We start from the raw sequence: 24,206 nt of genomic DNA, 5'->3' as shown, positions 1-24,206 counted from the left end.
CCGCACCCTTCACGCCGGCGGCAAGCGGTCCGGGTTATCCACGGGTGAGCGGAGCGGGGCCGGCCGGAGCCCCCGCAGCGAATCTTGTGGGTAACCCGGTCAGCCTTCGGCGGCCGGGGTCGGCCGGGCGGCCAGGGTCTGGCGGGTGCGCTCGACCTCCCGCCGCAGCTCCTCGGCCGGCGGCAGGGCGGTCAGGTAGCGGGAGGCGAACACCTGGGCGTTGATCCCGCCCATCGCGTACTTCACGACCGTGTCGCTCTTCTCGCTACACAGGATGATCCCGATCGGGTCGTTCTCGCCCGGCTCGGTCAGGTGCTCCCGTGCGTAGTTCAGGTACAGGTTCATCTGCCCGGCGTCGGCGTGGGTGAACTTCCCCACCTTCAGGTCCAGGACGACCAGGGCCTTCAGCCGCCGGTGGAACAGGAGCAGGTCCATCTTGTACCAGACGGTGTCGATCAGGATCCGCTTCTGCCGGGCGACGAACGCGAACCCGTTGCCCAGTTCCAGCAGGAACTGCTCCAGGTGCCGGACGAGGGCGTCCTCCAGGTCGGTCTCCGCGTACTCGTCCTTCAGGTCCAGGAACTCCAGCAGGTACGGGTCGCGGACGGCGTCGGTGACGGCGACCGCGTCCTCGGGCTTCGGCTCCCGGCCGCGGCGGAGCATCCCGGCCTTGTCCCGGGAGTGGGCGAGCCGCTCGTAGAACTGGGTGGCGATCTGGCGGTCGAGCTGGCGGACCGACCACCCGCCGCGGACGGCCTCCTCCTCGTAGAACGCCCGGGCGTGGGGGTCCTCGACGCTCATCAGCCGGACGTAGTGGGACCACGGCAGCGGGAACGCGTCGACCAGGCCGGCGACGCCGGGCGGGGTCGGGACGGCCGGTACACCCGACGGTTGCCCCGCGACGGGGAGCCGGACGCGGGCCGCGGATTTGGCCGACGGCGTCGGCCAAATCTCCCAGCCCAGGTAGAACGCCCGCATCTTCCGCAGCCCGCGCGCCGAGAACCCGCGGCCGAACGTCCCCGACAGGTCGGTCCCCAGCCGGGCGAGCAGGGCGTCCCCGTACCCGGCCCGGGCCTGCCCGTGCTGTTCGTGCTCGACGAGCCGCCGGCCGACCTCCCAGTAGGCGGCGGTGAGCACGGCGTTGACCGCCCGGGCGGCGGCGGCTCGGGCCTGGTCGAGCAACTCGGCGATCCCGGCCCGGAACGCGTCGTACCCGGCGTCCGCCGGGACGACGGCGGGCTTCGGGGCGGGGTGCCGGGTCTTCTTCGGGCGGGTCATGGTAGTCTCCTGGGCCGCCACCATAGCTGGTCGGCCCGGATCCGGGCAACCGCTGCCGGGCCGCGCGGCGGCCGGGAGCGGGGCGGGGGCGGCATGATCAACTCTTCCGACCAGTCCTCCGGGTCGGGGTTCGCGGGTGTCGGCGGGGGTGGGAGCGGAATCGGGGGCGGGACGATCAGTTCCTCCAACCAGTTCGCCGGCCCGGGGTCGGCCGGGACCGGCGGGGGTGGGGGCGTGGGCTTTGTTTTCTTTTTGCGGGTGATCATGGTGGTCTCCTTCGTCGGTTGTCGCGGAAGCCCCGGTCCATCGAACACCGGAGCCATGCCTCGGAAAATCCCGGGGGTCTCGGGGGCAGAGCCCCCGGCCCTGGTTCGGGGTATCGGCAAGGAGGGCGGGGTGCTGAAGGAACCGTCGCAAGAACCGGCCCGGGCGTCCGTGCCTGGGCCGTGGGGAACACTCAGAACGGGATGTCGTCACCGGCCTCGGGCGGCGGGGTGCCGTCCGGGGTCGCAGTCGGTTGCTGCTGCTGGCGGAAGATCCACAGGGCGGCCTCCTCGCACAGCTTGGCGGCCGGCAACAGGTCGTCGCGGTTGAGACTCGCCGACGCCTTCCAGCCGTCGTCCGTCTTGTACAGCCGGGTCAGCTTGACGCTGTACCACGGCCCGGTGTCGGACTCGTTCTTCCAGACCGAACACCGGACCCGCCCGAGCCGCAACTCATGGACCGGGCGGTCGCCGGTCGCGGGCGTCTCGGGGGTGGTCGTCGGGGCCTCCGCCGGTCGGGGCGGGGGAGCCTTCGTCCTGGCCATCGTCGCGTCCTCCGTCGTGAGCGGGGCCCGGCTCGCCGCGCGGGCGGCCGGGCCCCTGGGAATGAAAACCGGGTAACGTTCGTGGTCATGCCGCCAGCCCCGGGGCCTCCGGCTCTGTGGCCGCCCACCCCCCCGGGGTCGTACCCGAGCCGGAAGCGGTGACCGCCGGCTCCGGGGCCGCCAGCCGCAGGAGGCGGGACGCCTTCGCGTCCGCCGTCGCCCGCTCCCCGGCGTAGGGGATCTCGCGGGTGAGCGAGGTCAGGGCGTCCACCAGGGCGAAGATCGTGAACCGCTGGCCGCGTCCGCGGACCAGCTCCACCGCCTTCTTGCCGAGCACCTGCGGAACGTTCTCGCCGGCCAGGAGCTTGAGCGCCTCGTCGGCGTCCGCCCCGGCCGACTCCGTCATCGCCTTCTTGACGACCGCCGCGAAGGCGTCCCGCCGCTCGTCGCGGCGGCGGACCAGGGCGTCCAGCATCCGCCGGATCTGGTTGAGGGCGTCGCCGACCTGGGCGGTGTGCTTCCAGGTCGCCTCGGCCACGTTGACCGCGTCCCAGACGATGTGGTTCTGGCAGATTTGCTGGAACCAGAACGTCTGCACGCCCAGGGTGCGGCACCCGACCTCGGAGTTCCACACGAAGAACCCCGGGGCGAACGCCTCGCCGTCGATCTCCACCCACCCGGCCGGGTCGATCAGGAAGCAGAACAGGTCCCGGTCCCCGGCGTACAGGCCGGTGCCGCCGGTGCAGCCCGGCGGGGGCGGACTGAAATCGACCGCGAACTCCCGCACCGCGGCCAGCAACTCGGCGTCCCACAGCCGCGTGTAGGTGGTGCCGTGGAGGCTCCGCACGGTCTCGCCGTCGGTCAGGGCCTGGACCGGCTTGCCCTTGGTCGGCAGGGTCTCGGCGAACGCCCGGGCGGCCGTCTCGGGGCTGAACCGGTTGACCGTGTCCTTGGCCACCCCCGCCAGCCGGCAGAGGTTGGCGAAGCTCCAGTCGTTCATCTCGAACGCCCCGTCGGTGCCGAGGGCGAGTTTCAGCCCGCCGTCGGTCACGACCGGCCGGACCGAGCCGGGCAGTTGCCAGCGGTCGGTCCCGCGGGCCTTGCGGTCGCGGCAGTGGGCCTCCAGGGCGGCGAGGTCCGGGAACGTCTCGTCCGGCGTCCGCCGGAACAGTTCCTGGCTCGCCCGCGTCAGGTTCGTCTTGGCCATCGTCCGTCCTCCGCCTGGGGAAAAGGAACGGCCCGGTCACATGACCGGGCCGCCGGGCGGGGTGGTGGCGATCTGTCGTTACTCAAAACCGTATCGCACCACGCCCCCCGGCCGCAGGCTCAGGCGTGCGGTCGAGGAGCGAAAGGATCTGCCTTCTACCCTGTGGGCCGGTCGGTGCCGGCCGCTCTGACGTGATGGGGTGATTTCAGCACACCCCGCGGCGCTAGTCAAACGCCGTGTGGCGAACGGCGTTCACACGCCAAGTCCGGGGTCCGGCCGACGTTACGTACCCGGGCCGGGCCGCCCGTTTGCAGCCCGTTAACGCCGCGAAGACCTTGACGCGCCGGGGTTTTCCGCAGCCCTGGCGGCGCGGCCGTTCGCACACCCGGGTGCATCGGGTGTGCGTTCATTATTCCTTGTCGAGCCACGCTCAGGGGTGAGACTTCCTGGCCGGCACGCGGCCGCGAGTAGCGGCGCCGCCCCGGCTTGGGGCCGGTGCGGCGGGCACTTCGCGGGTCGGGCGGGGTTCCCGCCCGACCCTTCGGGGGCTCGATGTAGGACGGCGTCGCGGCGGCCGGGGCGGAGGGCCGTGACCGCTGGCGCAGGGCGGGGTCGTGTCCTGCTTGTCGCCGGCTCGCTTGCGGGCTAGCGTGCCCTTCGACCGACCGGGTGGCGTTCGGGAGGCTGCCCGGGTAACGGTCTCTCGCGGCAGCCCGGGCGCGTCGTTCGTCCGCGTGGGGAGCCAGCCGATGCGTCGCCGGCGGAAACGAAGGAGACACTGGCCCCCTCCGGCCCTCACCGAGGACCAGATCCTCGGGTGGGCGGACGCCTTCCACGACCGCACGGGCCGCTGGCCGCGGAAGGACTCGGGTGCGGTGCCGGGGTCCTTTGTGGAGCGGTGGTCGGCGGTCAACTCGGCGCTACAGAAGGGGTACCGCGGCCTGCCGGGCGGGTCCTCCCTCGCCCGGCTGCTCGCGGCCCGGCGCGGGGTGCGGAACAAGAAGGGGCTTCCCCACCTCACCGTCCCGCAGATCCTCCGCTGGGCGGACGCGTACCACCGGCGGACCGGCACCTGGCCGCACTGCAAGACGAAGCCCGGCGGGATCCCCGGCACGAGCGGCGAGACGTGGCTGGCCGTGGACACCGCCCTCCGCGTCGGCCAGCGGGGGCTGCCGGGCGGGTCGTCGCTCCCGCAGGTCCTCGCGGACCACCGCAGCGTCCGCAACCCGGCGGGCCTGCCGCCTCTGTCGGTGAACCAGGTGCTCGCCTGGGCGGACGCCTTCCACCGGCGGACGGGGGAGTGGCCGAAGCAGAGGCACTGGCGGGAGGTGATCCCGGACTCCGGCGGGGAGACGTGGGGCAACGTGATCCAGGCGGTCGCCCGCGGGCTCCGCGGCTTCCCCGGCGGCGGGACGCTGTTCGACTTGCTCGCCGAGCACCGCGGGGTGCGGAACGTCGGCCGCCTGCCGCCGCTGACCGAGCGGCAGATCCTGGCGTGGGCGGACGCCCACTTCGTCGCCCGCGGCGAGTGGCCGACGTGCCGGTGTCCGGAACAGGCCGTCCCGGGCACGGCGGGCGAGCGCTGGTTCAACGTCGATCAGGCGCTGCGGAAGGGGCTCCGCGGCCTCCCCGGCGGCTCGTCCCTGCCGAAGCTGCTCGCGGAGTCCCGCGGCGTCCCCAACCTGAAGGCGAGCATGACGGCCCGCATGCACGGCGGGAAACGTGCCGCCTCTTCCCCGTCCGCCTGACGGACCAGTCGGTCCTCGGGAAACACCACGGCCCCGGTCGAGTGCTGTCGCGTCCGATCCGACCGGGGATGATTCATGCGGGGAGCGACGGCCGTCTTGGGCCAGGCCCACGCGTGAAGCGGGCGCTCACGGTTGCCCGGCCCTGGGTTTGCGTCCGCACGCCCCTGCGTGCTGCTGCAAACCCATATCCACACGGTCCGGGCGGGGGTGAGCTGTCAAGGTGGATGGCCGGGGGAGGAGGATCACCCGGGCTGCACAAGCGCAGCGCGGAAGCCCGGGGCCCCCACGGCCCGACCTTGACGGCGAGGGGCCGCAGGCCCCCGGCGTTGTGAAGAGGCACGGGGCGCGGGCGGCAGACAGTGGACTCTTGAGGTGAAGGCGGTCACGGCGGCCGCGGTCACGCGGCGGGGGGTGTCGGCCGGTCGTCCGCCGACCGGGCCGTGGCGGCCGTGACGGTCGCCTTCGCGACGGCTGTCAACGGGGGGAACGCCCGGCTCGTCTTGAGGATCCGCTGGTCCGAGCCGATGAGCCGGGCCTGGTAACTGCCGCCGGTGTCGCTGCGGGTCGCGATGACCCGGAGGGTGACCGGTCGGCCGTCGTAGAGCAGGGCCACCCCGTGGTCGTCGGCGGCGGCGTTGACCGCGGCGGCGACCGCCCTGTTCTCGTCGAGCGACGGGGCGTGCTTCCCGACGAACTCATCAAGGAGCTGCTGAACCATCCCCACCACCGGTTGGTGGTGGGGGGCGAGGGCCAGGCGGAGGCCGCGCACCGAGTCGAGCGGGGACGCCGGGAACGGGACCCCGGGGCCGAGTTCCGCCGTGCTCGACGGCGGCAGAACCGGGTCCGGTTTCGAGTCGAGGCGGACCTCGATCCGGCTGTCGTCGGTAGGCCGGACCTGGGCCCCCTGGCTCGCGCCGCCGGCCTTCGCCGATTCCAGGTACGACCGGACCAGTAGCGTGACCAGCTGTTGGCCGACGTCGGCCGCCGACGCCTGACCCGACAGGTGAAGAAACCGGCCCTTGGCCGTTGCCATGAGTTCCTGGGGCGTAACCCGTCCCTTCTTCATCACCCGTTCGACAATCTCCCGGAGCGCCTTCCAGATCGCCGCCTCGGGGCTGTTCGGGAGCAGGGCCGCGGCCGCCACCGCGGCGGAAACCCCGGCGACCGGCCCGAGAAACTGCCAGGTCATCTCTTTCAGGTCCAGGGTTGCGGCGAACGGGCGGCGGATGGCTGACTCGTCGACGGGTCGGAAGTCGGCCGCCCCCGGTCCGGCGGCGGGCCTTTCCCCCGCGGCCGCATCGGGCGTCGTCTTGTGCGTCGGCTTCGACATCTTGTGTGCTCCTCACTTCCTCAAGAAGTCCCGCCCGGCCGCAAACTCCGAATTTTTTTCAGAGTCGCGCTGACGTGCGGGGACAGATCGCAATATACTTCAACAGGTCGTGATTACCTGTTTTGGTAAACGAGACCTGAATATCTGACCTCTCGCCGAGAATGGTACGCGATGGCGGGAGGGTTGTCCAGCCCCGGACGGCGGGGGTTGGCCACGGAACCGCCCGCCACCGCGGGCCAAAGGGAGGGAAGGACAATGGGCAAGAAGAACCCGTCCCCGAAGCAACGGGCTTCCGGGGCGGTGACCGAGATCCCGCTCGACCGGATCGACTGCGGGCGGCAGCCCCGGGAGGTGTTCGACGAGGAGTCGCACCGGGAGCTGGCCGAGAGCTTGAGGCAGTGTGGGCTTCTGAACGCGATCCGGGTCCGCCCGGTCGCGGGCGACCGGTACGAGTTGGTGTGTGGGGAGCGGCGGTACCGGGCCGCCCGGGAACTCGGCTGGGCAACGATCACGGCGGCCGTCACCGAGGCGGAACTGTCCGATGCCGACCGGACCCTGGAGCAACTGTCCGAGAACCTCTTCCGCGCGGCGCTGCAGCCGGTCGAGCAGGCGAAGGCGTTCCACCAGTTGATGACCGCGGAGAACTGGACCGCGAAGGAACTGGCGGCCCGCCTCGGCATGTCCCAGGCGAAGGTGAGCCAGCACCTCCGGCTGCTCGGCCTCCCGGCCGACGTCCAGGCGGAGGTGGACCGGGGCAACATCCCGGCGACCACCGCGTACGAGATCGCCAAGGCCCCGGCCGAGGTGCAGCCGGGCCTGGCCCGTGAGGTCAAGGCCGGGAACCTGACCCGGGGCCAGGTCAAGGCCGCCGCCGGGCCGAAGAAGCCCGGGCCTGACCGGGACCACCTCAAGCTGTCCCTCGTCGGCAACCACTTCGACTTCGACGTGGACGGCAACAAGGTCGTCATCAAGGGCAAGAAGATCGACTCCGCCCGCCTGCTGGCCGACGCGGTGACTGAACTGGTCGCCGCCGTCCGCGCCCACGCCCGCGCGGCGGACCCGGGTGAAGCCGCGGCCCCGGCCGGCGGGTCCGTCTCCCGGCCCAGGACCAAACCGCCTGACCCCCTGCAGCCACCGCCCGACCCGAAGGCGGGCGACGAACCGACACCGTAACCGCGGGGAGGAATCCCGCGCCCCGGTTGACCCGTTATTCCCCGACCGCCGGCCATGTGGCCGGCAACCGCCTCGCGCCCCCTAAAGGAGAGCTGACCATGACCATGCAGTTCGGGACCCAGGGCCTGACGAACGCCCTGGTCCCGCTCCCCAAGACGGCCGACGCCCGGCCGACCGCCAGCCCCAACCCGCGGGTGCCGTGCGTCGTGGTCCGCGACGGGACGGCGTCGATGGCCGGCCCCAAGATCGACCAGCTGAACGCCGGGATGCGGGAACTCGCGCGGTTCGTCCGCTCGGACAAGCTGGTCGCCGCCGACGCCGAACTGGCGTCCGTCGCGGTGGCCGGCGTTGCGAAGGTCGAGGTCCCCTTCGCCCCGGCCGGCTCCTTCGACCCGCCCCCCCTCGAACCGCACGGGACCACGCCGCTCGGCGACGGGCTCTTGACGGGCCTGCAACTCCTCAGCGACCGGCTGGCGCTGTACCGCGAACTCGACCTCGACCACCACGTGCCGTGGCTGCTCCTGGTCACCGACGGCGAGGAGAACGACGACCCGGAGCGGTTCGCCGCGGCCGGCCGGGCGATCCGCCAGCTCGAGAAGGCGAACCGGCTGCGGTTCTTCGCGGTCGGCGTGGACGGCGCGAACATGGCCGCCCTCCAGTCACTGACGATCTACAAGCCGTACGCGCTCCGCGGCCTCGACTTCAAGGCCCTGTTCGCGTGGCTGTACCGGTCGCTCCGGACGGTCAGTCAGTCCCAGCCGGGCGAGGACGTCCGGCCTGAGGACCCGACCGGGCCGCGCGGGTTCGCGGAGTGAGGGAGGCAGGGCAATGCGACTCCGGGCGAAACACGGTCGGTACGCCGTCACCCTCGGACCCGAAATCGGGTCCGGGGGCCAGGGGACGGTCTACCGGGACGCGACCCGCCCGGACGTCGCACTCAAGCTACCCGACCACCCGCCGCAGGACTACGAGCGGAAGCTGGACGCGATGATCGCCCAGCCGCCGCACGGGCTGCACGACCCGGCCGCCCCGGCGGCGGCGGCGTGGCCGTCCGACGTCGTGATCGACGCCGACGGGCGGTGCGTGGGCCACGTGACGCCGCTCGTTCCGGGCCGCATCCCGATCGGCGAGCTGTTCAACCCGGCGACCTGCCCGGCCGGGACCGACTACCGGGTGCTGGTGACCGCGGCCCGCAACGTCTGCACCATCGCCGCCCGCTTCCACGCGGCCGGCGTGGTGGGCGGGGACGTGTTCAACCCCCGCAACCTGCTGGCCGACCCGGCGAGCGGGAACGTCACCGCCATCGACTGCGACTCGGCCCAGGTGCGGGCCGGGGGGCGGGTGTTCGAGGGCCAGGGGTGGATGGTCGAGTACACCGCCCCGCGGTTCCAGACGGGGCAATCGTCGGGCACCTCGCGGACGCCCGCCGACGACCAGTTCGCCGTTCACGTGCTCGGGTTCCAGGCACTGATGGGCGGGCACCACCCGTACGGGGGGGTGCCCCGGCGGGGCGGGAAGGCCGCCCCGATCGGCACCCGGATCGCCAACGGCTGGTGGGCCTACGGCCGCAAGGGCGCGTACCGCCCGCCGAAGAGCGCCCCGCCGTTCGACGGCCTGCCGGCCGACCTCCGCTCGCTGTTCCGGCAGTGCTTCGAGGACGGACACGCCGACCCGATCCGCCGGCCGGCGGCGCAGACGCTGGCCGACGCGCTCGACGACTGGCTCGCAGCGGGCGTCCGGCCGCCGACCCGCGCCACCCCGGCCGGACCCTGCCCACCCGCAGCGGTGCCCGAGTGGGCAGTCCGGGCGGGCAACTGGATCGAAAAGCACCCCGGGCGGACGTGGGCCGCGATCGCGGCGGCCCTCGGGCTCATCGCCGGGTGTGTGTGGTGGACGAACCGAGAGCCAGAACCACCGGGACCGGGCGGGAAACCGACCCCGGCCCTGTGGAAGAAGCTACGCCCGGAGTCCGGGCGGTAGACCCGCGCCCGGCCCGCCGTGGGCCGGGGGTTCGCGGGGTGACAGCAAGTTCGTGATTGAGGGATTCCCATGAAGATCCTGCTGGGGGCGGCGGTCGCGGCGATCGCCTTCACCCCGTTCGTTCGCGCGGCCGACACGCCGCCCGACCCGAAGGTCCGGCTGGCCCAGATCGCCAAGGAGGACGTCGAGAAGGCCGAGAAGGAGGTGGCCCGCACGGAGGCGGACATCCTCAAGGATCTCGACGCGGCGATCGCGGCGATGAAGATCGACAGGCCGGAGGCCGAGAAGGCGGCGATGGCCGGGATGAAGGAACTGGCCGCCCGCGGCCGCAAACTCGGCAAGGCGGTGCTCGACGGGCACGCGGCCTACACGGCCTCGACCAGGGGGCTGAAGACCGCCTACACGAACGCCCCCGCGACCTTCCGGGACGCCGCGGCCACGTTCCGGCGGTACGCGGACGAGGAGCCGTTCGAGGACATCAAGAAGGACTACCTCGCCTGCGCGGCGACGTGGGAGACGCTGTCCGCCGCGATGGAGAAGCGGGTCGGTGTCATCGAGGCGGAGGAGAAGCACGTCGCCGAGACGATGAAGTTCGTCGAGCGGTCGGTCCTCTTCCTGGGGCGGTTCGAGTCGTTCGCGGACGCGTACCCCGCGACGGCGGACGCCGACCAGCGGGCCAAGTTCCTGGAGCAGCTCCGGCGGTACGTCGAGGTGTACGAGGGGCTGCGGGGCAACCTCGGCAAGTTCCACGACCAGCTGAAGAAGCAGGCCGTCGCCCCGGACCTGCGGCCGAAGCCCGGCGACGCGGTGGCCGCGGCTGGCGCCCCGACCGGGACGACGCCGACGAATCCGGCCGTCCCGGACGGCCCGGTCGACGTGTCGAAGGCACGGGACGCCTTGAGGAAGTCCCAGCTGCCCGCCGGCCGCCCGCCCCTCACGCCGGCCGCCGCGGAGGACTCGTCGCGGCACCCGGCGATCCCGGCCTCGGCCGTCCCGATCGGCGAGACGTACGTGCTGCACGGCGGGGTGGTGTACCGCGTCCGCGCGTACTACGCCCCGAATACGCCGGGTGCCGGTGAGGTGGTCGCCCGCCGCTGACGTCCCTGCCCGGCCCGGGACGTTCAAGCCCGGGCCGGGCCTCGTTGCCCGCGAGTTGAGTAGCCCGCCGGGGTGTGATACGGATCGGGCCTGGCCCTCTGAAACACTGTTCGGGAGTCCGCCATGTCGCAGTCCAAACCGGTCGGCTTCCGGCTGCCGCCGGCCCTCGCCCGCAAGCTGGCGGCCGAGGCCGCGAAGCGCGAACTGACGCCGGGCACGTACGCCCGCCGCATCGTCCTCGACGCCCTGGCGGGCGACGCCGGGCGGGTGGCCGACGAACTCGCCGCGGCCCGCCGGGACCTGGCTCGGCTGCGGGCGGACCTGGGCCGCGCGACCGCCGTCCTCCTGACCCACGCCGGCAACGTGGTGGAGGCCGGTGCCGAGAAGTGGGTTCGGGAGAACCTGACGGGGGCGTGACCGTGTTGTGGGTACTCGCCATGTTGTCGATCAACGCCCTCGGGCGGGGGCAGGAGGAGTACTACCTCAAGCTCGCCCGGGAGGACTACTACCTCCGCGGGTCCGAGCCGCCCGGCTACTGGCTCGGGTCGGGGGCGGCCGCCCTCGGCCTGGCCGGGGCGGCGGACGCGGACCACTTCCGCCGCCTGTTCGACGGGTACGGCCCCGACGGCCGGCCCCTCGTGCAGAACGCCGGGGCCGAGAACCGCCAGCCGGGCTGGGACCTGACCTTCACCGCCCCGAAGGACGTGAGCGTGTTCTGGGCGATGGCCGGGGCCGGCGACCGGTCGCAAGTGGAGCAGGCGCACGCCGCCGCGGTGGCCGCCGCGATGGGGTTCCTGGAGGACGATTTCGCCTGGACCCGCCGGGGCAAGGCCGGGGCCGAGGCCGAGCCGTGCGGGCTCCTGGCCGCCGCGTTCGAACACGGCACCAGCCGGGAGCAGGACTGCAACCTGCACACCCACGTCATCCTGACGAACGTCGGCGTGCGGGCCGACGGCACGACCGGGTCGATCCTGTCCAAGCCGCTCTACGAGACGAAGATGGCCGCCGGGGCCCTCTACCGGGCGGAACTCGCCCGCCAACTGCAACAGCGACTCGGGCTGGCCTGTGAGCCGAAGCAGTCCTGGTTCACGCTGTCGGGGGTGCCCGCCGACGCCGCGCACGAGTTCTCGACCCGCCGCAAGCAGATCGAGGCCGAACTGGCCGAACGCGGCTGCTCGGGGGCGAAGGCGTCCGAGGCCGCGGCCCTGGCCACGCGGCAGGCGAAGGAGGCCCGGCCGCGGGACGAGTTGTTCGCCGGGTGGCAGGACCGCGGGCGGGCCGTCGGGTTCGGACCGGACGAGGCCGCCCGGCTGATCGGCGTCGCCCGGCCGTGCGGCAACCCGGCGGCCCGCCTCCGCGCGGCGGTGCCCGAGGCCGTCCGCCGTCTGACCGATACGAGGAGCCACTTCGCCGAGCGGGACGTGGTGCGCGGCGTCGCCGAGGCCGTCCAGGCCGAGGGTATCGCCGCCGTGGACATCCGCGGCTACGTCCGGGCGTACCTGGAGGGGTCCCCGGACGTCGTCCGCCTCGGGGTGCGGGACCGGCTCCCGCGGTACACCACGACCGAACTCTTCGAGATCGAGGCGAAGCTCCTGGCGGGCGCGGAACGGGCGGCGGGCGACCGGTCCAAGGACCTGCCGGACCACGCCGTCACCGCGGCCCTGGCCGCGGCCGAAGCCAAGGCCAAGGCCGCCGGTCGCGAGCTCTCGGACGAACAGGTCGCGGCCGTGCGCCACCTCACCCAGGGCGGCGGCGGCGTGCGGGTCGTCAGCGGGCTGGCGGGGACCGGGAAGACGACCTTGCTCGACGCCGCCCGGGACGCCTGGGAGCGGGGCGGGATGACCGTCGTCGGTGCCGCCCTGGCCGGCAAGGCCGCCCAGGGCCTGCAGGACGGGGCGCACATCGCCAGCAACACCATCCACCGCCGGCTGATCGACCTCGCCGCCGGGCGGCTCAAGCTCACCCCGAAGTCGGTCGTCGTGATCGACGAGGCCGGCATGGTGGGGACGCGGCACCTGGCGCAGCTGGCCGACCACTGCCGGGAGGCCGGCAGCCTGCTCGTCCTCGTCGGGGACCACCGCCAGCTCCAGAGCGTCGACGCCGGCGGCGCGTTCAAGGGCATCGGCGACCGGATCGGCCGGGCGGAGTTGACGCAGATCACGCGGCAGTCGGAGGAGTGGGCGCGGGAGGCCGTCCGGAGGGTGGTGGGCGGGGACGCCGCGTCGGCCCTGGCGGCCTTCGCCGACCGCGGCCTCCTGGCCGTGGCCGACGACCGGGCGGCCGCGATGCGGGAACTCGTCGCCGCCTGGCGGGCGGGCGGTGCCGCCGACCCGGAGCGGCACCTGATCTTCGCCGGCACCAACGAGGAGGCGGCCCGGCTGAACCGGCTCTGCCAGGGCGAGCGCCGGGCAGCGGGCCACGTCTCCGGCGTCGGCCTCGCGGTCGGGACCGACCTGGCCCAGCCCGGCGACCGGGTGCTGTTCACCCGCAACGACCGGTCGGTCGGCGTCAAGAACGGCTCCCTCGGGACGGTCACGGCCGCCGACCCGGCCCTGCAGACGCTGCGCGTCCGACTCGACGGGGGCCGCGAGGTCGTCGTCCCGCTCGAAACCTACGACGACGTCCGGCTCGGCTACGCGGTGACGACGCACAAGGGGCAGGGGGTCACCGTCGACCACGCCTACGTCCTGGCCGGCGGCCCGATGACCGACCGCGAACTCGCCTACGTGCAACTCTCCCGCGCCCGCGCGACGACCCGCGTGTTCGTGGACAGGACCGAGGCCGGGGAGCAGCTCGGCGACCTGGCGCGGGCGATGGCGAAGTCGCGCCCGCAGGAACTGGCCCACGACGTGGCGGCCGGCCCCGAGGGCCGGACCGCCACCGACGACCCGACGGCGCGCACGGAGCCGATGGCCCCGGAGGTGGTGCGATGAGCAACTGGACCCCGATCCTGGTCGGCCCCCTGACGTTCGTCGCCTCCGCGGCCTTCGCGTGGGCGGTGTACCAGGTAGGCGCACGCTCGGGCTACCCGCTGTGGGTCAACGCCGTCGCCGGGCTGATCGCCGGCATCTCCGCGTGGGCCTCCTGCCACGGGCGGTACTCGCACCTGACGTCGCGCCAGCGGACGGGCGGGCCGCCTCCGCTCGCCGACCTCGGGCGGCTGCTCGTCAAGCAGGAACTCCTCCTGGCGGCCGAACTCCTCGCCGCCCTCGTCGGCTACCGGCTCGCGGAATGGATGCTGCCCGCCCACCCGCTCGCCTCGATCGGTCTGTTTCCACGCACCGAGGCCGCCCCGCCCATGGCGGGGTGGGTGGAGACCGAACTGCCGCGCTGGTTCTGCGGGTTGCTGGTCCTGACGGCGGTCGCGCACGTCCTCGGCGGCCTGCTGTTCCCCGACCACCCGTTCCAGCCGTTCGCCCGGGGCCGGCGGCTGAAGCGGTTCTCGGACGCCGAACGCGCCGCCGATGCGGCTCGCCCCGAAGACGACGACGGTCTCTGGTGGGGCGGGTGCCGGCTCCTGTCGTTCGTGGGGACGCTGCACTGGCTGGTGTGCGGCACGACCGGCTCGGGCAAGACGATGCTCCAGCGGCTGCTGATGCAGGACGCGCTCCCGCGGATCCGACCCGGCTCGGACGCACGGGCACTCATCTACGACGCCAAGAACGACCTGATTTCGGTCCTCGCGGGGATGCGGCTGCCGTGCCCGGTGAAGATCCTGAACCCGATGGACGCTCGGTCGGTCGGGTGGGACGTGGCCCGCGACTGCAACACGCCGGCCGCCGCCGTCCAGCTCGCGCACGTCCTGATCGCCGACCACGACGCCGGGCCGAACGCGTTCTTCGTCAAGGGCGGACGCGACTTGCTTGCAGGCGTGATCCTGTCATTCATCGTCAAAGCCCCCGGCCGGTGGTCGCTACGGGACGTACTCCTGGCGTTCGCCGACACCGGCACGCTGCGCGACCTACTCGGCCGGTCCCCGTACACCGCGGACCGGCTGAAGTACTTCGAGGACCCCCGGACCCTCGCCAACCTCCTGAGCACGCTGGCGGCGGAGCTGGCCCCGTTCATGCCCATCGCGGCCGCCTGGGATCACGCCCCGAACAGGGTCAGCCTGGAGGACTGGGTGCGGGGCGAGTCCGTCCTCGTCCTCGGGTGCGAGGAGGCGCTGCGGGCACCGCTCGACGCCATCAACCGGGCGATCTTCCAGCGGGCGGTGGAGTTGATCCTCGCCCGGCCCGACAGCCCTGTGCGGCGGACGTGGGTATTCCTGGACGAGGTGCGCGAGGCCGGCCCGCTGACCGGCCTCCGGAGCCTGTTGAACAAGGGCCGGTCGAAGGGGGCGTGCGTCGTCCTCGGCTTCCAGGCGATCGAGGGCCTGTGGGACGCCTACGGCCGGGACGCCGCCGAGGAGATCGCCGGGGAGTGCAACCACAAGGCGCTCCTGCGGGTGGAGAGCCCGGAGACCGCCGCGTGGGCGTCGAAGGTGGTCGGCGAGTACGAGCAGCTGGAGGTGAAGAAGAACCAGCCGCCCGGGGGCGGCCCGCCGTCCCTGACCGAGGACATCACCCGGCGGCCGTCGGTGCTGCCATCCGAGTTCACCGACCTGCCGGTGACTAACCCCGCCAACGGGCTGACCGGCGTCTTCGTCGGCCCGGTCACGGGGGCGTACAAGCACACGATCCCTGGGAGCGAACTGGCGGCGCGGCTGGTCCCGCCCGACCGCTCGGTCCCCGACTACCAGCCCCGTCCGGACGGGCACCAGTACCTCCGCCCGTGGGACGCGGACGACCGGACCCGGCTCGGTCTGGCCGCCCCGCCCGCGACCCCGCCAACCCCGCCGACTCCCACGCCGCAAGCGAACCCGAAGCCGAAGCTCCAGGAGATCGGAAAGGTGCCGAGGCCCGACCCGACGGCGTAACGCCCGCGGCCGGGCCACGGCGCACCCCGCCGCGGGGGAAGCGGCGATGATGACGGCAACCGGTTCGAGGTGGCTCCGGGTGGTGGAGAACGGGGCCCACGGGCGGGCGGAGGTGGGGGAAGGTTTCTTTGTGTCAAGGAGCTGTCATGACTGATCGAACTGACGTCACCACCTGGTGCCGCCGCGACGTGCTGGAAGTGATTCGTGGGTTCATCCGGGACCGGGGCGGGCTACCCGTTTCCGCTCTCGACGAGGACGAATTGACCGACCGGCTCTGCCGCCGGATCGGCCTGGAAGTCCGCATGCACCTCGACCGCCAGGCGTGGCTGTTAGCGAACGCCACGCCGGAGCGGCCGCGGTTCGACCCGACACCCGACCCGGACGAGCCGCACGCGGGGTTCGCCGACGATCTCCCGTTCTGAGCGACGAGACGGGAGTCACGCGGGAGGCGGTTGGCGAGCGAGACGGCGAGCGCGGCAGGGGCCCACGGCACCGTGTCGGAGGTGCGAAGGATCGACTGCGGCAGCACGGCCAGGGCGGTCACCCCGCCGGCGGGTCGGGGGCGACGGGAATCGTTTTGCGAGGGCCGGGGCAGCAACGCGGAGGCGGCCCCGGCCCTCGCGGTCGGGCCGCCCTCCCAAGGTTTTCCCTGACACGTTAGAGGTTCGACCTGTCCGTCTGAACCGAGGAGATCGACCGATGGTACCGACGATGCAGCACGAGGAAAGACTGTTGGCCGACTGCCCGGTGACGGCCGGCGAGGCACCGGCGTGTCCGCGCGACGGCCAGGCGACACCCGGGGCGGGGCCGTGGGCCCTGTTACGACCTGCGTTACCCCGTCTGCTTCAGACGATTCGCTCCCGGCTCGGTGCCACGCCCGCGTCGACCCCGGCCACACCGCTCGCCGCCTGGCTGCTGTGGGTCGAAGCGCTGCTGATGTTGACCCCGGCCCAGGCCGCCGAGCGCGTCGGGATCAGCGTCAGCCTCATCTACCAGTTGTGTGCCGAGCGGCGGCTGCCCCACTTCCGGATCGGCGGCGACGGCCGCCGCGGGAAACTACTGATCGACGAGGCCGACCTCGACGCGTTCCTGTCCGCCTGTCGGGTCGATGCCGACGGGCTGGACGAGTCCGAACCGCTCAAGCACATCCGCTGATCACCCGACGGCCCTGCGCGCCGCGGCGTGCAGGGCGTCGGACTTCTGGTCCAGGTGGGAGTAGTAGCGGTGGATGGTCGCCGGCGAGTTCCCGACCAGCTCGGCCACGATGTCCGCGCTCATTCCCTTCGCCAGGCACTCGGTGATGTAGGTGTGCCGCCACGCGTAGGGCGACAGCCGCGGGATGCCGAGGGCCCGCTCCGCCCGCCGCACCCACTTCAGCACGGCCCCCTTGTTCCACGCGTTGCCCGTCCGGGTGCGGAACAGCGGGCCGTCCGGGTACTCGGCGGACAGCCCCCGCAACAACTCCTTCATCCCGTCCGTCAGGTAGATGACGCGCTTCTTGCCCCGCTTCGCGTTCTTGTGCTCCTTCAGTGTCACGCTCGCGGCCTGCCAGTCGACCATGCCCGCCGTCACCCGGGCCAGCTCGGAAAACGGCCTCGCGCCGGTCTGCTCCAGGGCGTACACGAACTCGCGGACGCCCGCCGGCAACCAGCCGCGGATCCGCCGCTTCTCGTCGGCCGTCAGGATGCGTTCCCGCCGCGCGTAGCTGCCGCGCTTCAGCCGGGCGAGCGGGTTGACCGTGATGTACCCCTGCCCGACCGCCCAGTTCAGACACGCGGTGATCACGCTGCGGGCGGTGGTGCAGGTGGACGGGCCCCACGCCGGGTACTTTTTCACGCCCGCCCGGCCTCGCTTCTGGGCGTGGCCGGCGGCCGCGTGCCGGTGGATCCACTCGGTGACGTGGTGCACCTTCAGTTCGGCCGCCCGCTTCCGGCCCACGTGGTCGCAGAAGCTCTGCAGGTAGACCTTCTGCACCTTCACGCGCTCGGCCGAGACGGTCCGCTCGGCCTCGGTGAGGAACAGGTCGGCCAGCTTACGAAACGTGGGCCGCAGCCCGCCCGTCTCCTCGGGCGGCTCCTCGTGGGCGAGCAGGGCGTGGAACGCCCGCTCCGCCTCCTTCGGGTCCTGCGAGAGTTTCACCTGCTTGCCGCGGTGGGTGGTCATGTACCAGCCGGTCTGCTCGCGGAACCAGATCGAGGACTTGCGGGCCATTGCGGAGGCTCGGTGAGCGGGGGAGTGGGGTCCATCAGAATTCTATGCACGAATTCCGTGCACAAAAAATCATGGCTCAGAAAACTAGCGGAAATCTAGGGAAATCAACTACCCGGATTGGGTCATTCTACTTCCCGGACTGGATCGTCGCGCGGCTCGGCGTGATGGAGTTCCTCGCGTCCGGCCACGGCGACACGGCGCTTCAAAACGACCAGACGTACCTCCGCGGCATCCAGCACATCGACGCCGGCCCGCGGAACCAGGCGAGCTTCGTGTTGTGCGACCAGTTGCTGGTCGCGTGATGAATTAGCCACAGATGAACACAGATGAACACGGATAAAACGAGATCGTTTTCCGGACGGCTCGATCAGCTCAGGTCTTTGAAATGAATCTTGGTTTTTATCTGTGTTCTCTGTGTTCATCTGTGGCCATTTTTTCTGGAGACTTGTCATGGCCATCGACACGTTGAGTAGCGTCAAGGTGAACCTCGGCGTCAGCGGGACGGGCGACGACACGCTGCTGGGGCAGCTGCAGGCGGCGGCGGACGCGTTCATCGAGCAGCACTGCGGCCGGGCGTTCGCCGGCGGGACGTTCACGGAGTACCACGCGAGCGGGCAGCGCCTGTTGTTCCTCGCGAACTTCCCGGTGGCGGGCGTCACGTCCGTGAAGGTGGACCCGAACGGCGCGTTCGGGGCCGAGACGCAGCTGGCGGCGAGCGCGTACGCGGTGCTGTCGGACCGCGGGGTGATCGTGTCGCGGGGCGGGGCGTTCGGCGGCGGGAGCGTGCCGAACGCGGTGCAGGTGGTCTACGCGACGGCGACCGGCGCGGTCCCGGCGGCGGTGGGCCGGGCCTACGCGGACCTGATCGGCCACTGGTACCGGCAGGCGAAGACGAACGCGACGCTCGGGCATTTGAACCTGGTGTCGCGGAACGAGAGCGGCGTCGAGACGAGCTACGCGACCTACGTGAGCCAGTACCGCGTGCCGGAGCAGGTGACGGCGGCGCTGGCGATGTACCGCGTGCCCGCGATGTGATGAACGGGCGAGACGTGATCCACCCACCAAGAGGCCGTGGATGTCTGCGGCGGTTTTCAGGCCAACGGCCTGGGAGCGCTCAGCCCAGGGCAACGCCCTGGGTGGGACGCGCCACCGAGGGCAGGCTGAAAGCCTGCGAGCGGCAACGTCCCACGCCGCGGCAACCTCCCGCACCCAGGGCGTTGCCCTGGGCTATGTTCTCCTACCCCTTCGGGGTGAAAACCGAGGACTACACCGGATGCTTCGCCAGGAACGCCTTGACCTTCGCGATCGCCTCGTCCGGCGCGTCTTCGAGCAGGTAGTGGCCGCAGTCCGGCCACGTGTGCGTCTCGGCGTGCGGGTAGAGCCGCTGCCACTCGGCCAGGAAGTGCCGGTCGAACACGAAGTCCTTCATCCCCCACAACAGCAGCACCGGCACGTCACGCAGCTTCGCCGCGGCTTCCTCCACGCCGACCACGATGTCGTAGCCAGGATCGGACGGCGCGAGCGGGATCGTCTGCACGAACTTCAGCACGGCGACGCGGTGCTCCGGCGAGTCGTAGGGCTTCAGGTACATCTCGCGAACGTCCGGCGGCAGCGGCTTCCGCGTCACGCACCACTTCGCGGCGAGCTTGCAGAAGGCGTTCCGCTTCAGGATGAGCCACTCGCCGAGCCGCGTGTTGCGGCCGAGCCACAGCGACCACGGGAAGCCCTTCGCCGTCGGCAGCCGCGAGCAGCCGGTGTTCGTGGCGACGATGCGGGCGATCCGGTCCGGGTGGCGGGCGGCGTAGCCCAGCCCGATCATGCCGCCCCAGTCCTGCACGACGAGCGTGACCTTTTCCTTGACGTTGAGGTGATCGAGCAGCGCCTCCACGTCGTCGATGCGGGCCTTGAGCGAGTAGTCGTAGACGCTCGCCGGCGGCTTGTCGGAGAGGCCGCAGCCGATGTGATCCGGCACGATGCAGCGGTGCGAGTCGCGGAGGGCGAGAACGAGGTTCCGCCAGTAGAAGCTCCACGTCGGGTTGCCGTGTAGCATGACGACCGGCGGGCCTTCGCCCTGATCGACATAGTGGAGCTTGAGGCCGTTGCGGTTGAAGTGAAGGGGTGAAGGGGTGAAGGGGTGAAGGAGTGAGTCAGATTTCATGTGTTTTGGGAGGCTTCCACGTTCGGGAAAAGCGTTCGTAGCAGTTCCAACTGCTTCACGCGGCCGTCCGACACGCAGTTGGCGTATCTTAGAAACCAGTCCAGCGATTCAAACCGAGTGATTCGCACCGGCGTCTCATCGTCATAAGCGGAGTAGTCGTCGGGGAAGAGCAAACAGATAACCGCGCGAACTGCACAAACCTCTGGAATGGTTACTTCAAGCGATCTAGGGCCGAGATACTTCCAAGCGGCCACGCGGACGGTTTCGAGTTCGGCCGGGGTCACTTCCCTCAGACGATAGGCACATGCGGTTCTCAACCAATCATCGGCTTCTTCCGGGAGTACGCCACGGATTTGTTCGCAACAAGCCTCTTGGAATTCGCGGAGGAGCGTTGCTTCTCGCGGGGCTTCGGGTGCCCGTTCAAGGTGGTACAGAAACATTTGGGGTGTCTCGGCGACCATCCGATTCACCCGTTCATCTTCTACCACTCGATCCCCAGCATCATGCAGTTGAGGCCGCTGCCGATGCCGAGCCAGCCGACGCGGTCGCCGGGGCGGAGGAACTCCCGCTCCTCGGCCAGCGCCGCCGTCAGCGGCAGCGACACCGTGCCGATGTTCCCCAGGTACGGGAACGTGCTGAAGTCCTTCTCGACCGGGATGCCGAACGCCTTCAGCATCGCGTCCCGGTGGCCGGCCCCGACCTGGTGGCAGATCACCTTGTCCATCTCGCCGGTCGTCCACCCGAACTTCGTCAGGAACGAACTCCAGGTGCGGTAGCCGAGGTCGATGCCGTACTTCAGCACCTCCCCGGCGTGCGTCTCCATGAACGGCATCATCACGTGCTTCATGCCCAGGTCGATGCTCTTCTGCACGATCGCCCCGGCGTTCGACCCCAGGTAGCGTTGCACGGCCTGCGACAGGTCGCCGCCGAGCAGCCGCTCGACCGGCGGCGGGAACGCCGACTGCAACCCCCACCGGCACAGGTTGTGGTGCTGCGGGGCGTTCTTCGTCAGCCCGCCGACGATCTGCCGCCGCTTCTCGGAGGAGGATTCCTTGGACGTGACGAGGACGGCGACGGCCCCGGACCCGCCGGTGAGCGTGGCCACGGAGCTGCGGTACAAGTCCATCGACTTCGTATCGACGAGCCGGTCGATGACGTTCTCGTTGATCTCGCGGGCCGTTTCGCACGACACGACGAGGCCGGCTTCCGCCTGGCCGAGTTCGATCCGGTTCGCGACCTCGACGACGCCGTTCAGGACGCCGAGGCAGGCGTTACTCACGTCGAAAATGGCGGCGTCGTTGTTCAGCCCGATGTTGGACGCGACGGCGCACGCGGTCGCCGGCTCGAACCCCTCGCGGCAGACGCCGGCGTAGATCAGCACGTCCAGGTCCTTCGGCGAGAAGTTCGCCCGCGAGAGGGCCTTGAACGCGGCCGCCGTCGCGCCGTCGGAGACGGCGTAGTTCTTGTCCCACCACCGCCGCTCGCTGATGCCGGTGAGCAGCTCGAGCTGGCCGGAGGAGAGCTTGTGTTCCTGGTAGAACGGCTTGAGCCGCGCCTCCAGCTCGGCCGTCGAGACGACGACCGGCGGCAACTCGTACCCGAGCGCTTCGATGTGGACGCGGGAGTATCGCATTGCGGGGGGTTCGATCCGTGAAGGTTGCAGGCGGGTCTGGGGATTCCGGCCATTGTATCCCTACCGCGGCCGGGCGAGTCCTGTCACTCTAGTGTGAATCCCGTCATCTGGTAGATGATTCGGCCGTCCACGGTCAGGAATCCGTCGGCCGTCAGCCGGCGGGCGTCCCGGTCTTCGGCCGTCACTTCCAAAACTACCGTGACGACGTGATCCGACGGCACGACCTGGCCACGGTACGTCCAAACGTGCTCGCGGTTCAAGGCCACCGTCTGCCACCCGCCGCCCGGCGGCGGGCCGAACTTCTGGAACGCAACGTACTTCAACAGTTGCAGGAACGATTCGAGGCCGAGAGAGCCGGGCCAGACCGGGTCCTGGTAGAAGTGGGCCTGGAAGAACCAGAACGACGGGTCCACGGCGATGCGGCCCTGGATGAGGCCGAGGCCGCGCTTGCCGCCGGCCGGGAGGTAGCCCTCGATCTCGTCCACCATCCGCATCTGCGGCGCGGGGAACGGCGGGTCGTGCGGCAGCTGCCCGGCGTTCAGCTTCTGTCCGTCGGCGAGGAACGGGACTTTCGCCGTCGGCATCCCGACCTGGTTCGTCAGCGACTCCTTCGAGAAGAAGCCGAAGTACGTCGTCCCCTGGTACACCTTCCCAACTTTGTCCGTGACGAGCATGTCGTAGTGCTGGATGATCATCCCGCCGGAGGACGACACCTGCGTCATCGTCACGGCGGTGGTGAGCGTGCCGGTGGCCGGCGTGACGGGGCGGAACTGCGTCGCCTTGCCGCCGAGGTTGCGGAACGACAGGTCGGACGGACTCGTGAGCGCCGACCCGCAGTACGCCGCCAGCCACCCGCACGGCTGGAGCGCGACTTCGAGGAGCACGCTGAACGGCATGGTGTCGCCGCGGTTGGCTCCGAAGTACCAGGCGTCCGGCGGCACGGCGTACTCGGCGACGCAGCTGGCCCCGGCCTTCAGGACGAACGGCTCGCCGGTGACGGCGGTGATGCAATCGAGGAACTGGTACGGCGGCCCCGGCAGCCGGGCGATGACGCGGTCGGAGTCGAAGACGCGGTACGGCTCGCCGAACGCCTCCGACGGGTGGCCGTTGGAGAACGCGAGGATCGACGCGGAGTCGTAGAGGGCCGCCTTCGTAGAACCCTGAGCGGAAGCGACGGGGTGTTGGACTGTCTCTCCACCCCGTCGCTTCCGCTCAGGGTTCCAAAGACTCGTCAGCCCGTCGCGCGTCAGCCCCGTCATCCGCAGTGACAGGTTCGTGATTTCGACGATCGGCTTCCCGTCCGCGTACATCAGTGCGTCGGCGACGCAGTACGGCGCGGGGCCGTAACCGAGTTCCTTCACGCTGATCTCATACGTCACCCGCGCCGTCGTCTCCAGCACCTGGCCGCGGCACTTGAGGCGGCTGTCCACGCCGGGGACCGGCTCGCACACGACCGCCCCGGCCTCGCCGACCCAGCCCATCCGCATCAGCAGGACGCGGAGCGTGTGCAGGCAGCACTCGTACATGAGCGTGCCGGGCATCACCTTGTCGTCCACGAAGTGGCACTCGATGAACCACTCCCTCGGCCGCAGGTCGTACTCGGCCCGGACGAACCCGAGACCGAACCGCCCGCCGGCCGGGTCGAGGTCGGTCACGCGGTCCACCAGCCGCAGCATCCCGCCGGGCAGCTTCACCGGCGACTTCAACGGCAGGTTCGCGAACGCCGTGCCGAACGCGGCCGCGAGGTCGCCGCGGCGCAGCGCCTCGACGCCGGCGGCGTCCACCGTCGTGCGTTCGAGCCGCACGAGGTCCTTCCAGTCGGCCGGCTTTTTGCCGGGGACCGGCTGCTTGTCGAGCTTCGTGTGAACGATCCCCTGCCCGGCTTCGAGCGCGGCCTGCGTGAAGAAGCCGGCGACGCCGTTCTTCATGCTGAGGAGCGGCTCGCCGTTGACCGTGCCCTCGAATCGGAAGCGGAACAGCCAGGCGTCGGCCTGGTTGAAGAACTCGTCGATGTGGATGTCGTACTCGATCCGCTCGCCGACCGCCGGCAGCCCGCGGTGGAACTGCACGACGGCGTCGAGCAGCCGGTAGACGGCCAGCCCCTTCGTGACGAAGTCGATGCCGAGGTAGCCGGAGAGGAACAGGTCGGCCTGCCCCGCTTCGACCGTGATGCTCGTCGGGCAGCGGCCGGAATCGAGATACCAGCGGTTCGCGTCAACGGTGTGGTCCGTGACGACGCGGCCGGATTTCAGGGACCGCGGCTCGCCCTCGATCTTGAGGACGCGGTCCACGAGCATGAGCGGGCCTTCCGGCAGCCGCACGCGGGTGGGGTGGGCATCGACGGCGGCGAACAGCGGGCCGAGCACGTCGCCGATCTTGCCGACGGCGAACTGCGTGCATTGCTCGAACGTGAGCGCGGGCGGTGAGTCGAGAACGGGCGTCACGGCCCCGCGGCGACCTTCTTGTTCCCTCCCCCCTTGGGGGGGAGGGTTAGGGAGGGGGGTACGCCGGGCCGAGGGCGGGTGACGGTCGCCCGCCGGGGCAAGCTCGTGGGGGGGGGGGGGGGGGGGGGGGGGGGGGGGGGGCGCGGGGGGGCGGCGGGGGGGGGGGGTGGGGGGGGGGGGGGCGGGGGGCCGCGGGCCCCCCCCCCCCCAACCCCAGCGA

Annotated in this window: 21 protein-coding genes; 12 read left to right on the top strand and 9 right to left on the bottom strand. The window is 71.3% G+C overall.

Annotation, left to right across the window (positions count from 1 at the left end; translation table 11 throughout):
* Positions 1 to 99 precede the first annotated feature (99 nt).
* The 3 genes from AC5JJ2_RS06865 to AC5JJ2_RS06855 all read right to left on the bottom strand — a co-directional run bounded on the left by AC5JJ2_RS06865 (position 100) and on the right by AC5JJ2_RS06855 (position 3,293).
* Complete coding sequence (locus tag AC5JJ2_RS06865; protein WP_495857227.1) at positions 100 to 1,278, bottom strand: PDDEXK nuclease domain-containing protein; 1,179 nt, start codon at positions 1,276 to 1,278, stop codon at positions 100 to 102.
* 457 nt (positions 1,279 to 1,735) lie between these two features.
* Positions 1,736 to 2,086: a hypothetical protein gene (locus tag AC5JJ2_RS06860; protein ID WP_495857226.1), complete on the bottom strand. Its 351-nt coding sequence runs from the start codon at positions 2,084 to 2,086 to the stop codon at positions 1,736 to 1,738.
* A gap of 85 nt (positions 2,087 to 2,171) precedes the next feature.
* The gene (locus tag AC5JJ2_RS06855) at positions 2,172 to 3,293 is read right to left on the bottom strand and encodes a DUF932 domain-containing protein (RefSeq protein WP_495857225.1); all 1,122 of its coding nucleotides are present in this window, start codon (positions 3,291 to 3,293) and stop codon (positions 2,172 to 2,174) included.
* Positions 3,294 to 4,168: 875 nt separating this feature from the next.
* Here AC5JJ2_RS06855 and AC5JJ2_RS06850 point away from each other — a divergent pair.
* Positions 4,169 to 5,041 carry a hypothetical protein gene (locus AC5JJ2_RS06850; RefSeq protein ID WP_495857224.1) on the top strand — a complete coding sequence of 291 codons (873 nt, stop codon included), beginning with the start codon at positions 4,169 to 4,171 and terminating at the stop codon, positions 5,039 to 5,041.
* Between the two features lie 397 nt (positions 5,042 to 5,438).
* Here the strand turns inward: AC5JJ2_RS06850 and AC5JJ2_RS06845 are convergent, their stop codons facing one another.
* Complete coding sequence (locus AC5JJ2_RS06845) at positions 5,439 to 6,371, bottom strand: hypothetical protein (RefSeq protein WP_495857223.1); 933 nt, start codon at positions 6,369 to 6,371, stop codon at positions 5,439 to 5,441.
* Between the two features lie 255 nt (positions 6,372 to 6,626).
* On the opposite strand from AC5JJ2_RS06845, the gene AC5JJ2_RS06840 reads away from it, so the two are divergent.
* From AC5JJ2_RS06840 to AC5JJ2_RS06800, 9 genes are all read left to right on the top strand, one after another.
* Entirely contained in the window at positions 6,627 to 7,544 is a 918-nt protein-coding gene (locus tag AC5JJ2_RS06840) for a ParB/RepB/Spo0J family partition protein (RefSeq protein WP_495857222.1), read from the top strand.
* Positions 7,545 to 7,642: 98 nt separating this feature from the next.
* Positions 7,643 to 8,359: a vWA domain-containing protein gene (locus AC5JJ2_RS06835; RefSeq protein WP_495857221.1), complete on the top strand. Its 717-nt coding sequence runs from the start codon at positions 7,643 to 7,645 to the stop codon at positions 8,357 to 8,359.
* Positions 8,360 to 8,372: 13 nt separating this feature from the next.
* Positions 8,373 to 9,524 (top strand): hypothetical protein, encoded by a 1,152-nt coding sequence (locus AC5JJ2_RS06830; RefSeq protein ID WP_495857220.1) that lies wholly within the window; start codon positions 8,373 to 8,375, stop codon positions 9,522 to 9,524.
* 69 nt (positions 9,525 to 9,593) lie between these two features.
* On the top strand, positions 9,594 to 10,622 hold the full coding sequence (locus tag AC5JJ2_RS06825) for a hypothetical protein (RefSeq protein ID WP_495857219.1): 1,029 nt from the start codon (positions 9,594 to 9,596) through the stop codon (positions 10,620 to 10,622).
* A 123-nt stretch (positions 10,623 to 10,745) separates the two neighbouring features.
* A complete protein-coding gene (locus AC5JJ2_RS06820; RefSeq protein ID WP_495857218.1) occupies positions 10,746 to 11,039 on the top strand; it encodes a hypothetical protein in 294 nt (97 codons plus the stop codon).
* Positions 11,036 to 13,555, top strand: a complete 2,520-nt coding sequence (gene mobF, locus AC5JJ2_RS06815) for a MobF family relaxase (protein WP_495857217.1) — start codon at positions 11,036 to 11,038, stop codon at positions 13,553 to 13,555. Before AC5JJ2_RS06820 ends, mobF begins: the two co-directional genes overlap by 4 nt.
* A complete protein-coding gene (locus AC5JJ2_RS06810; protein WP_495857216.1) occupies positions 13,552 to 15,540 on the top strand; it encodes a type IV secretory system conjugative DNA transfer family protein in 1,989 nt (662 codons plus the stop codon). The genes mobF and AC5JJ2_RS06810 overlap by 4 nt, the downstream gene beginning before the upstream one ends.
* 146 nt (positions 15,541 to 15,686) lie before the next feature.
* A complete protein-coding gene (locus AC5JJ2_RS06805) occupies positions 15,687 to 15,962 on the top strand; it encodes a hypothetical protein (RefSeq protein ID WP_495857215.1) in 276 nt (91 codons plus the stop codon).
* A 514-nt stretch (positions 15,963 to 16,476) separates the two neighbouring features.
* Positions 16,477 to 16,695, top strand: coding sequence for a helix-turn-helix domain-containing protein (locus AC5JJ2_RS06800; protein WP_495857214.1), 219 nt, complete (start codon positions 16,477 to 16,479; stop codon positions 16,693 to 16,695).
* Here AC5JJ2_RS06800 and AC5JJ2_RS06795 read toward each other — a convergent pair whose 3' ends face one another.
* Positions 16,696 to 17,751, bottom strand: a complete 1,056-nt coding sequence (locus AC5JJ2_RS06795) for a tyrosine-type recombinase/integrase (RefSeq protein ID WP_495857213.1) — start codon at positions 17,749 to 17,751, stop codon at positions 16,696 to 16,698.
* 71 nt (positions 17,752 to 17,822) lie between these two features.
* Here AC5JJ2_RS06795 and AC5JJ2_RS06790 point away from each other — a divergent pair, with 71 nt between their 5' ends.
* Together AC5JJ2_RS06790 and AC5JJ2_RS06785 are read left to right on the top strand one after the other, a co-directional pair.
* Entirely contained in the window at positions 17,823 to 18,053 is a 231-nt protein-coding gene (locus tag AC5JJ2_RS06790) for a hypothetical protein (RefSeq protein WP_495857212.1), read from the top strand.
* A gap of 148 nt (positions 18,054 to 18,201) precedes the next feature.
* On the top strand, positions 18,202 to 18,786 hold the full coding sequence (locus AC5JJ2_RS06785) for a head-tail connector protein (protein WP_495857211.1): 585 nt from the start codon (positions 18,202 to 18,204) through the stop codon (positions 18,784 to 18,786).
* Positions 18,787 to 19,015: 229 nt separating this feature from the next.
* On the opposite strand, the gene AC5JJ2_RS06780 is transcribed toward AC5JJ2_RS06785, so the two are convergent.
* From AC5JJ2_RS06780 to AC5JJ2_RS06765, 4 genes are all read right to left on the bottom strand, one after another.
* Positions 19,016 to 19,909: an alpha/beta fold hydrolase gene (locus AC5JJ2_RS06780; protein WP_495857210.1), complete on the bottom strand. Its 894-nt coding sequence runs from the start codon at positions 19,907 to 19,909 to the stop codon at positions 19,016 to 19,018.
* Positions 19,906 to 20,349, bottom strand: coding sequence for a hypothetical protein (locus AC5JJ2_RS06775; RefSeq protein WP_495857209.1), 444 nt, complete (start codon positions 20,347 to 20,349; stop codon positions 19,906 to 19,908). The genes AC5JJ2_RS06780 and AC5JJ2_RS06775 overlap by 4 nt, the downstream gene beginning before the upstream one ends.
* 41 nt (positions 20,350 to 20,390) lie before the next feature.
* Positions 20,391 to 21,542, bottom strand: coding sequence for a 3-oxoacyl-ACP synthase III (locus tag AC5JJ2_RS06770; RefSeq protein WP_495857208.1), 1,152 nt, complete (start codon positions 21,540 to 21,542; stop codon positions 20,391 to 20,393).
* Positions 21,543 to 21,625: 83 nt separating this feature from the next.
* The gene (locus tag AC5JJ2_RS06765) at positions 21,626 to 23,986 is read right to left on the bottom strand and encodes a hypothetical protein (protein WP_495857207.1); all 2,361 of its coding nucleotides are present in this window, start codon (positions 23,984 to 23,986) and stop codon (positions 21,626 to 21,628) included.
* Between the last annotated feature and the right edge of the window lie 220 nt (positions 23,987 to 24,206).

The organism is Limnoglobus sp. (assembly GCF_059499385.1).
This window is presented reverse-complemented; position numbering and strand designations above follow the sequence as displayed.

Coding starts and splice junctions, on each gene's coding strand:
- AC5JJ2_RS06865 (WP_495857227.1), bottom strand. CDS start 1,278: ATGACCCGCCCGAAGAAGACCCGGCACCCCGCCCCGAAGCCCGCCGTC.
- AC5JJ2_RS06860 (WP_495857226.1), bottom strand. CDS start 2,086: ATGGCCAGGACGAAGGCTCCCCCGCCCCGACCGGCGGAGGCCCCGACG.
- AC5JJ2_RS06855 (WP_495857225.1), bottom strand. CDS start 3,293: ATGGCCAAGACGAACCTGACGCGGGCGAGCCAGGAACTGTTCCGGCGG.
- AC5JJ2_RS06845 (WP_495857223.1), bottom strand. CDS start 6,371: ATGTCGAAGCCGACGCACAAGACGACGCCCGATGCGGCCGCGGGGGAA.
- AC5JJ2_RS06840 (WP_495857222.1), top strand. CDS start 6,627: ATGGGCAAGAAGAACCCGTCCCCGAAGCAACGGGCTTCCGGGGCGGTG.
- AC5JJ2_RS06835 (WP_495857221.1), top strand. CDS start 7,643: ATGACCATGCAGTTCGGGACCCAGGGCCTGACGAACGCCCTGGTCCCG.
- AC5JJ2_RS06830 (WP_495857220.1), top strand. CDS start 8,373: ATGCGACTCCGGGCGAAACACGGTCGGTACGCCGTCACCCTCGGACCC.
- AC5JJ2_RS06825 (WP_495857219.1), top strand. CDS start 9,594: ATGAAGATCCTGCTGGGGGCGGCGGTCGCGGCGATCGCCTTCACCCCG.
- AC5JJ2_RS06820 (WP_495857218.1), top strand. CDS start 10,746: ATGTCGCAGTCCAAACCGGTCGGCTTCCGGCTGCCGCCGGCCCTCGCC.
- AC5JJ2_RS06810 (WP_495857216.1), top strand. CDS start 13,552: ATGAGCAACTGGACCCCGATCCTGGTCGGCCCCCTGACGTTCGTCGCC.
- AC5JJ2_RS06805 (WP_495857215.1), top strand. CDS start 15,687: ATGACTGATCGAACTGACGTCACCACCTGGTGCCGCCGCGACGTGCTG.
- AC5JJ2_RS06800 (WP_495857214.1), top strand. CDS start 16,477: ATGTTGACCCCGGCCCAGGCCGCCGAGCGCGTCGGGATCAGCGTCAGC.
- AC5JJ2_RS06795 (WP_495857213.1), bottom strand. CDS start 17,751: ATGGCCCGCAAGTCCTCGATCTGGTTCCGCGAGCAGACCGGCTGGTAC.
- AC5JJ2_RS06790 (WP_495857212.1), top strand. CDS start 17,823: ATGGCTCAGAAAACTAGCGGAAATCTAGGGAAATCAACTACCCGGATT.
- AC5JJ2_RS06785 (WP_495857211.1), top strand. CDS start 18,202: ATGGCCATCGACACGTTGAGTAGCGTCAAGGTGAACCTCGGCGTCAGC.
- AC5JJ2_RS06780 (WP_495857210.1), bottom strand. CDS start 19,909: ATGAAATCTGACTCACTCCTTCACCCCTTCACCCCTTCACCCCTTCAC.
- AC5JJ2_RS06775 (WP_495857209.1), bottom strand. CDS start 20,349: ATGTTTCTGTACCACCTTGAACGGGCACCCGAAGCCCCGCGAGAAGCA.
- AC5JJ2_RS06770 (WP_495857208.1), bottom strand. CDS start 21,542: ATGCGATACTCCCGCGTCCACATCGAAGCGCTCGGGTACGAGTTGCCG.